This window comes from Methylocucumis oryzae, assembly GCF_000963695.1.
Classification (GTDB): domain Bacteria; phylum Pseudomonadota; class Gammaproteobacteria; order Methylococcales; family Methylomonadaceae; genus Methylovulum; species Methylovulum oryzae.
This window is the reverse complement of record NZ_LAJX01000173.1, coordinates 1-6,242: the sequence shown is the minus strand read 5'-3', so window position 1 is coordinate 6,242 and position 6,242 is coordinate 1. Positions and strand designations below refer to the sequence as shown.

Annotated in this window: 8 protein-coding genes; 6 read left to right on the top strand and 2 right to left on the bottom strand. The window is 44.2% G+C overall.

All coding sequences use genetic code 11. The features are described from left to right. Positions 1 to 185 precede the first annotated feature (185 nt). Positions 186 to 587 carry a hypothetical protein gene (locus VZ94_RS15650; protein ID WP_045779944.1) on the bottom strand — a complete coding sequence of 134 codons (402 nt, stop codon included), beginning with the start codon at positions 585 to 587 and terminating at the stop codon, positions 186 to 188. Between the two features lie 231 nt (positions 588 to 818). On the opposite strand from VZ94_RS15650, the gene VZ94_RS15645 reads away from it, so the two are divergent. The 3 genes from VZ94_RS15645 (at position 819) to VZ94_RS29375 (ending at position 3,196) form a co-directional block, all read left to right on the top strand. Continuing rightward, positions 819 to 1,814, top strand: coding sequence for a glycoside hydrolase family 17 protein (locus tag VZ94_RS15645; protein WP_052700623.1), 996 nt, complete (start codon positions 819 to 821; stop codon positions 1,812 to 1,814). A gap of 172 nt (positions 1,815 to 1,986) precedes the next feature. After that, entirely contained in the window at positions 1,987 to 2,517 is a 531-nt protein-coding gene (locus tag VZ94_RS29380) for an AlbA family DNA-binding domain-containing protein (protein ID WP_239649992.1), read from the top strand. Then, complete coding sequence (locus VZ94_RS29375) at positions 2,492 to 3,196, top strand: ATP-binding protein (RefSeq protein WP_239649991.1); 705 nt, start codon at positions 2,492 to 2,494, stop codon at positions 3,194 to 3,196. The genes VZ94_RS29380 and VZ94_RS29375 overlap by 26 nt, the downstream gene beginning before the upstream one ends. A gap of 135 nt (positions 3,197 to 3,331) precedes the next feature. Here the strand turns inward: VZ94_RS29375 and VZ94_RS23395 are convergent, their stop codons facing one another. Beyond that, on the bottom strand, positions 3,332 to 4,960 hold the full coding sequence (locus tag VZ94_RS23395; protein WP_052700622.1) for a DUF11 domain-containing protein: 1,629 nt from the start codon (positions 4,958 to 4,960) through the stop codon (positions 3,332 to 3,334). Between the two features lie 187 nt (positions 4,961 to 5,147). Between VZ94_RS23395 and VZ94_RS25590 the strand changes: the two genes are divergently transcribed. The 3 genes from VZ94_RS25590 to VZ94_RS15625 form a co-directional block, all read left to right on the top strand. Then, positions 5,148 to 5,402 carry a hypothetical protein gene (locus VZ94_RS25590; RefSeq protein WP_192828671.1) on the top strand — a complete coding sequence of 85 codons (255 nt, stop codon included), beginning with the start codon at positions 5,148 to 5,150 and terminating at the stop codon, positions 5,400 to 5,402. Then, on the top strand, positions 5,371 to 5,670 hold the full coding sequence (locus VZ94_RS15630; RefSeq protein WP_052700620.1) for a flagellar basal body-associated FliL family protein: 300 nt from the start codon (positions 5,371 to 5,373) through the stop codon (positions 5,668 to 5,670). The genes VZ94_RS25590 and VZ94_RS15630 overlap by 32 nt, the downstream gene beginning before the upstream one ends. A 3-nt stretch (positions 5,671 to 5,673) precedes the next feature. Next, on the top strand, positions 5,674 to 6,242 hold a 569-nt coding region (locus VZ94_RS15625), incomplete at its 3' end, for a flagellar motor switch protein FliM (protein ID WP_045779943.1).

Here is a 6,242-nt window from a genome sequence, read left to right as displayed (position 1 = left end):
TATTGATTCCGGTTACCAACTTAAGACAGGACAGGTCATTCAGAACGCAGGACCCCGTAAATACGTCCCTGTAGGCTTGGCGGCAGCATCCCTGCTGCCGACACCTGCGCTCTAAACTCCCTGTCCCATCTTAAGTGTGTAGCCTTGATTTTCAAATCCAGTTTGGGAATCAATAATTATTAATATTATTTTATTTTTACCAGTTCTTTGTCGCCGCTAGAAAAATGGCAGGGCGGCGTGACAAAGTTATCGCAATCTTGAGATTGCTGAACCTTCGCGCCAGTCGGCGATAAGCTAATAGTTAATTCACAATAGCTCGCTTCGCTTTCAGAATGCTTTTTCAAGCTGAGCAAATTTTCAGCGACGGTTTTGGCTTTTCCTATGATTTCAGCCGAGCATGTTTTGCTGTCTTTATCGTTGGTATCAGGGGCATAATCGACATCGGCTGTTACATGAATATCATCAGCGCTAGTCGTTATTTTTAAATGTTGCACATGATTACCATCACGCAAGACATAATGTTCTGTGCCTGCTAACACGTTGCCTGATAGCGTTAACAAAGCGGCTAATAATAGTGTTTTTTTCATGTAGTCCTCGGTTAGTGAAGGGTTGAGATTAAGCCTGTTGGGTGCGTCTACTTTGCGACGCTGTACGCATAGCACATGGCTATTCTACCTTACTGCCTGATTTTGCCCAAAAATGCGTGTCTTCTAAGTTATGATTTGTTAGTGAGTTATTGCTATCGGCTAAGAATCATAGAGGTATAGGCGAAGTCAATCAGCAAAAATATTAGGCGGTGTTTTACTTTAAAGGTTTTTATGTTGAGTTTGTCGAAGTGGCTAGGAATATTGATAGGTTTGCTTATTAGCTTTCAGACGTTTGCTGATGGTAAGCCTATGCGTTGCGTAGCGTTTAGCCCTTATGTAGGCGGTTTAACACCCGATTACGGCGCCAGGCCGTCTAAGCAACTGGTTGATACCTTATTAGATAAGCTGGTAGCCGATACACCGTTTCGCTGCATCATGACGTATGGTGTGATTAACGGGTTAGAGTACGTCTTTGAGGCGGCTATGCAGCGTCAGTTAAGCGTGACTGCCATTGTTTGGCTTGATAAAGAGGTAGAGGTTAATTCGCAGTCGATTTCTAGTGCGATAGCGTTGGCCCGTAAATACGATAAAACCATTACGCGCTTAAGTTGTGGTTCAGAAGTGAGGACACGGCATGATTATCGCTACGACAGTGAGATTAGTCGATGTCTTCAGGCTATGCGTGAAGCTAAGCTTAGCCAGCCAGTGACCACGATAGATACTTGGTGGGAATGGTGTAATCGTCAGCAACCTTGCGCGCCAACGAGCTTTTCAGCTCAAGTCGATTGGATAGGCATTAATGTGTTTCCGTGGTGGGAGAGCCAATTTTCGCCTATTCATTCGTGTATTAGCGCTGAGCAAGCCGCGCAATTTCATTTAGCCCGTTTAGAAGAAGTGCGTCGTGCTAATCCTGGGAAAGACGTGGTGATTACCGAGTTTGGCTGGCCTAATGCGCCGGAGAATTATGCCGCCACCAATCGCCATACCGGACAACAATGCGCGGTAGCTGGAGTTGCTAACCAAGCGCTGGTTATTAACTCAACACTGGCATTATTAGGACAAAAAGGCTATTCGGCAACCGTGTTTGAAGCATTTTCCGAAACCTGGAAGCCGAGTAATGAAGGCGAGTCTGGACAATATTGGGGCGTATGCCAAGGCGAGCCGCCTTATCGGTGTAATGCGGCGGTGTTGATGTCCTTGATGAGGAATACACCACGAAGAAAGTAAGCCATGCAGGGTTGGGGCTACCAACGATTTCTTAACGGGTTTATGGATGGTTTCGGCAATATTATTTAAGCTATTCTTGAAGATTTAAAAGGACAGAGCTCATGACGGCGGATGACTGGTTAAAACGTATTAGGTTGGGGAGGATTCGACACTGGAGTTAAAACGGATCGTCATGCGTAGCAGCCACAAAATCGAAGGTCCACATGCCGACGGTTTGGCTGATGAATTGGCAGCAATGGCAAATGCAAATGGCGGAATATTGGTATTAGGTGTTGATGATAAAACCAAAGAAATTATCGGGATTGACTACACTTCGTTGGATACCGTAGAAAAATGGTTGTCCGAGATTTGCCAAACACGGATCAAACCTCCGTTAGATGTCTATTCGGAGCATATTGAGTTACCCGATAAAACAGGTCAATTCCGTCCTGTTATTATCCTAAAAGTTCCACGCAGCTTAATGGTCCACAAAAGCCCTAACGGTTATTTCAAGCGTTTTCTTGACGCTAAGCGTGAAATGGAGGCAGACGTACTGGCACGTCTCTTTCAGCAACGTAGCCAGTCCCGAATTATCCGGTTTGAAGAACAGGTTGTACCGGGCACTTCTGTAGAAACTCTCGATAGTTTTTTATCCCGCGCTTTCATAAAAAAAAGGCGAAGGTTCGGAAGAACAACAATTGCGACGATTGCATTTACTGAGTGAATTTGATGGTCAATTACATTTGTCCATCGTAGGTGTATTGCTGTGTACGGTTAATCCTACGCGCTGGTTGCCCTCTGCGTATATTCAGGCAGTTGCTTACAGCGGCAGCAGAAATGATCCTCAAGATCAATTAGATGCAAAAGATTTTTCAGGCCCGTTGGATAAGCAAATATGGGATGCTTTCGATTTTGTGCGCCTGAACATGAAAGTCCCCGCCCGCAAAGCGCTAGGGCGTATTGATTATCCGCAATACAGTTTACGCGCAATATTCGAGGCTGTTGTCAATGCCGTCGTTCATCGTGACTATTCAATTTGGGGTGGACGCATCCGCCTGCATTTGTTTTCCGACCGTTTCGGTTTGGAGCTGTATTCCCCTGGCTCATTGCCTAATTCAATGACTGTTGAAACGATGCGAATGATGTCTATGCCACGCAACGAAGTGTTGTCGAGTTTGTTTTCCCGTTACTACGTTGTCCGCGATTCAGGTCTAGGGCGCGAATACTTAATGGATAGGCGAGGTTCGGGTGTCGATGTGATTTTGGAGGAAAGTGAACGGCTTTCTGGGAAAAGCCCCGTTTACGAAAACCTTGCTGATATGGAATTAAAATTGACCATTTACGCGGCGAATTTACCGGCAGATGAGCTAATGATGACTAACGCGGTTTCCTGCTCAGAATAATTCCTGCTTCCTATCTTGAGTGTAAAGTGGATTTATATGATGCATTTAAGCAATGCATCAAGCTATCATCTTAGGGCGCGATAACCAGCGTACGTCGCATTCGGCGCAATATCCTGGTTATCGCCTAATACTTTTTTATTTCACAACAACCGCTTTAGTTACAAAATTATTGTTCACGCTGCTGTCTTTTTCTATCGACTGCGCTGTGGCAGACAGATTAATCGTTGTAGCAAAAGAAGGTGCGGTGGCTTTAACCGTAACAGTTGTTGATGCACCGCTAGTTAATGAACCTAAACGGCATATGCTAGCTGCGCTTTTAACACATTGACCTTGGTTAGGCGTGACCGCTGTAAGCGTTAAATAGCTGGGTAAATTGATAAATACATTAGTTTGCGTGGCGGTATTAGGTCCTAGGTTTGAAATCGTCAGTGTCATGTTAAACGCTTGGTTTTTGCTTACGCTAGCGGGTGTTGTCGCGGAAACGCTGACATTGGCAGCTTTGGCTTTATTACTGAACATGTCACGCAAGAACACGTCGGTATAAGCACTATCAGTATCGTCAGCGGTAATGTCTTTGGCGCCTGTTTCAAAGGCGATAAAACGTCCATCGGCCGATAAGGAAGGGCGGGCTTGTAAAAATGTAATATCTCCGGTGCTTTGTTCGTTCGTCGGGGTAACGTTAATACGCGTCGTTTTACCGGTATTACGGTCGTAAACAAAACTATCCCAGGCATTGTTGCTGTCATTAGCGACTAAATTGGTAGCTGATGAGAAAAACGCGATATAGCGCCCATCGCCAGAAATCATTGGCAAAATAGACTGGCCATCGGCGTTTTTAGTAATTTTGCTATTGGTTTTATTGATACGGTCGTAGACGAAAATATCGCTATTAAAATCGTCGCTATCATTGGCGGTGAGTTTGCTAGAGCCTGAAGAATAGGCAATATAACGACCATCGGAGGAAATCGATGGCGTTGTGCTTTTGCCATCAAAGCCGCCTGAGGTTTTGACTGGGACACTGGCGCGTGTCGTGGTGTTAAGTTTTACATCTCGGATAAAAACATCTTCGCTATTGGCATCGCCTGCGACTAAATTGCCGGATAAGGATGAAAAGACCACATAGCGACCATCTGCTGATATGTCGACGACACCGTTATTGACACCGGATTCAGCTTGTTGTCCTGAAGAAGACACGCTAACGCGAGTTGTTTTGCCGGTTTTGCGATCATGTAAAAAGATGTCGGCGGCATTATTGCTATCGTTAGCGACTAAATTAGACGCTGACGATGAAAAAGCGACCCATTGACCATCGCCTGATAAGGCAGCGAAATGGCTTTGGGCATTAGCTGCGGTTCCATCGCTGGCTTTACTAATTAATTGATTTTTACCTGATTGAATATCTTGCACGAAAATGTCGGGCAGACCATTGGTGTCATCACTGACTAAGTTACTCGCGACGGATTGAAAAGCGACAACTTTACCGTTGGCGGCTAAATTTGAGGCTAATGAAATGCTATTGCCTGTGGCCGTTAAATCTTTAGCAGTTTTGCTATAGCGATCATACAGAAAAATGTGTTGAAAAAAACCAACGGAGGCTGTTACTGATGTGTAACGACCGTCCGCAGAGACTGATGCCCAGGTGCTACCTGCATAAGAATTTGGGTCGCCGGCTTTGCTACCGATTGATTGGGTTTCGGCCGCTAGCAAATGACCTGCGTAAGCTGATGAGGCGAGTAATACTAAGGGAAGAAAAAGAAAACGCATAACTGTCCTGCAAGATTCAAAAAGCCATTATTGTAGCCAGGCTCATTGGGTGTAGATAGTGGTTCACTGTGTTTTTTCAATTGAGTTGATTTTAAGCGATAAACACAAAACTCTAAGCATCGCTGGAAATTCTTATTCAGGTAATGCAGAATACCGGCTGTTAATATCTTGTCTTACCGGGTTTTTTATGTCAGAACAAGCCAATGAAAGCGCAGAAGGTTCATCCAGTAGAATGTCACCTAAAAAAATTATCATCATCGTGGTCTCGGCGTTGTTATTAGTCGTGCTAGGCGGGGTTGGTGCATTTTTTGTTTTGAAAAGTCAAATGGGTTCAGAGCCCGCTGCTCAAGAGGAACATGGCGGTAGCCATAAAAAAAAAGAAGCACGGCGAGCCTGCGGTATTTTTCGATATGACCAAGCCGTTTGTGGTCGATTTTCCTAAAAGCGATACGATAAAGTTTTTACAGATTGCTTTTTCGTTTGCAGTCGATAATGAAGACACTGTTGCTGCATTAAAGAAAAACGAACCTATGTTGCGCAATAATTTAATTATGATTTTAACGTCGCAAAATCCTTTAGAGTTAAATAATAAGGAAGGTAAGGAAAAGCTGAAGGAGTTGATTTTGAAAGACGTTAATGAAACGTTGGAAAAATTAAACGTGCATGGCGAAGCCGTTGAAGTGTTATTTACCTCATTTATTATGCAATAACCCATGAGCGATTTACTCTCACAAGAAGAAATTGACGCCTTATTGTATGGCGTTGATGCAGGCGATATAGAGACTGAGGTTGATGATGGTTCAGATAAAAGCATTGTTCGCGAGTATAACTTCGGCAGTCAAGAGCGTATTATCCGTGGTCGTATGCCGACCATGGAAATGGTTAACGAACGTTTTACCCGGCTATTACGCATTTCATTGTTTTTGTTTTTAAGACGCTCGTCTGAAGTATTTATTACCGGTATCCAGGTTAAAAAATTTTCTGAATATATTTTAGGGCTGCATGTACCGACTAACTTAAACATTATCCGTGTGCCGCCCCTGCGTGGACGTGCTTTAGTGGTAATGGAATCACCGCTAGTTTTTACGTTGGTCGATAATTACTTTGGTGGTGGGGGGCAGTTTCATCCTAAAACCGATGGCCGCGAGTATACCGCAACGGAAATGCGCGTGATTCGTTTAGTGTTAGATATGATTTTTAAAGATTTAAAAGAGGCCTGGCGGCCTGTTATGGAATTGTCGTTTGAATATGTCGGCTCGGAAATCAATCCTCAGTTTGCCAA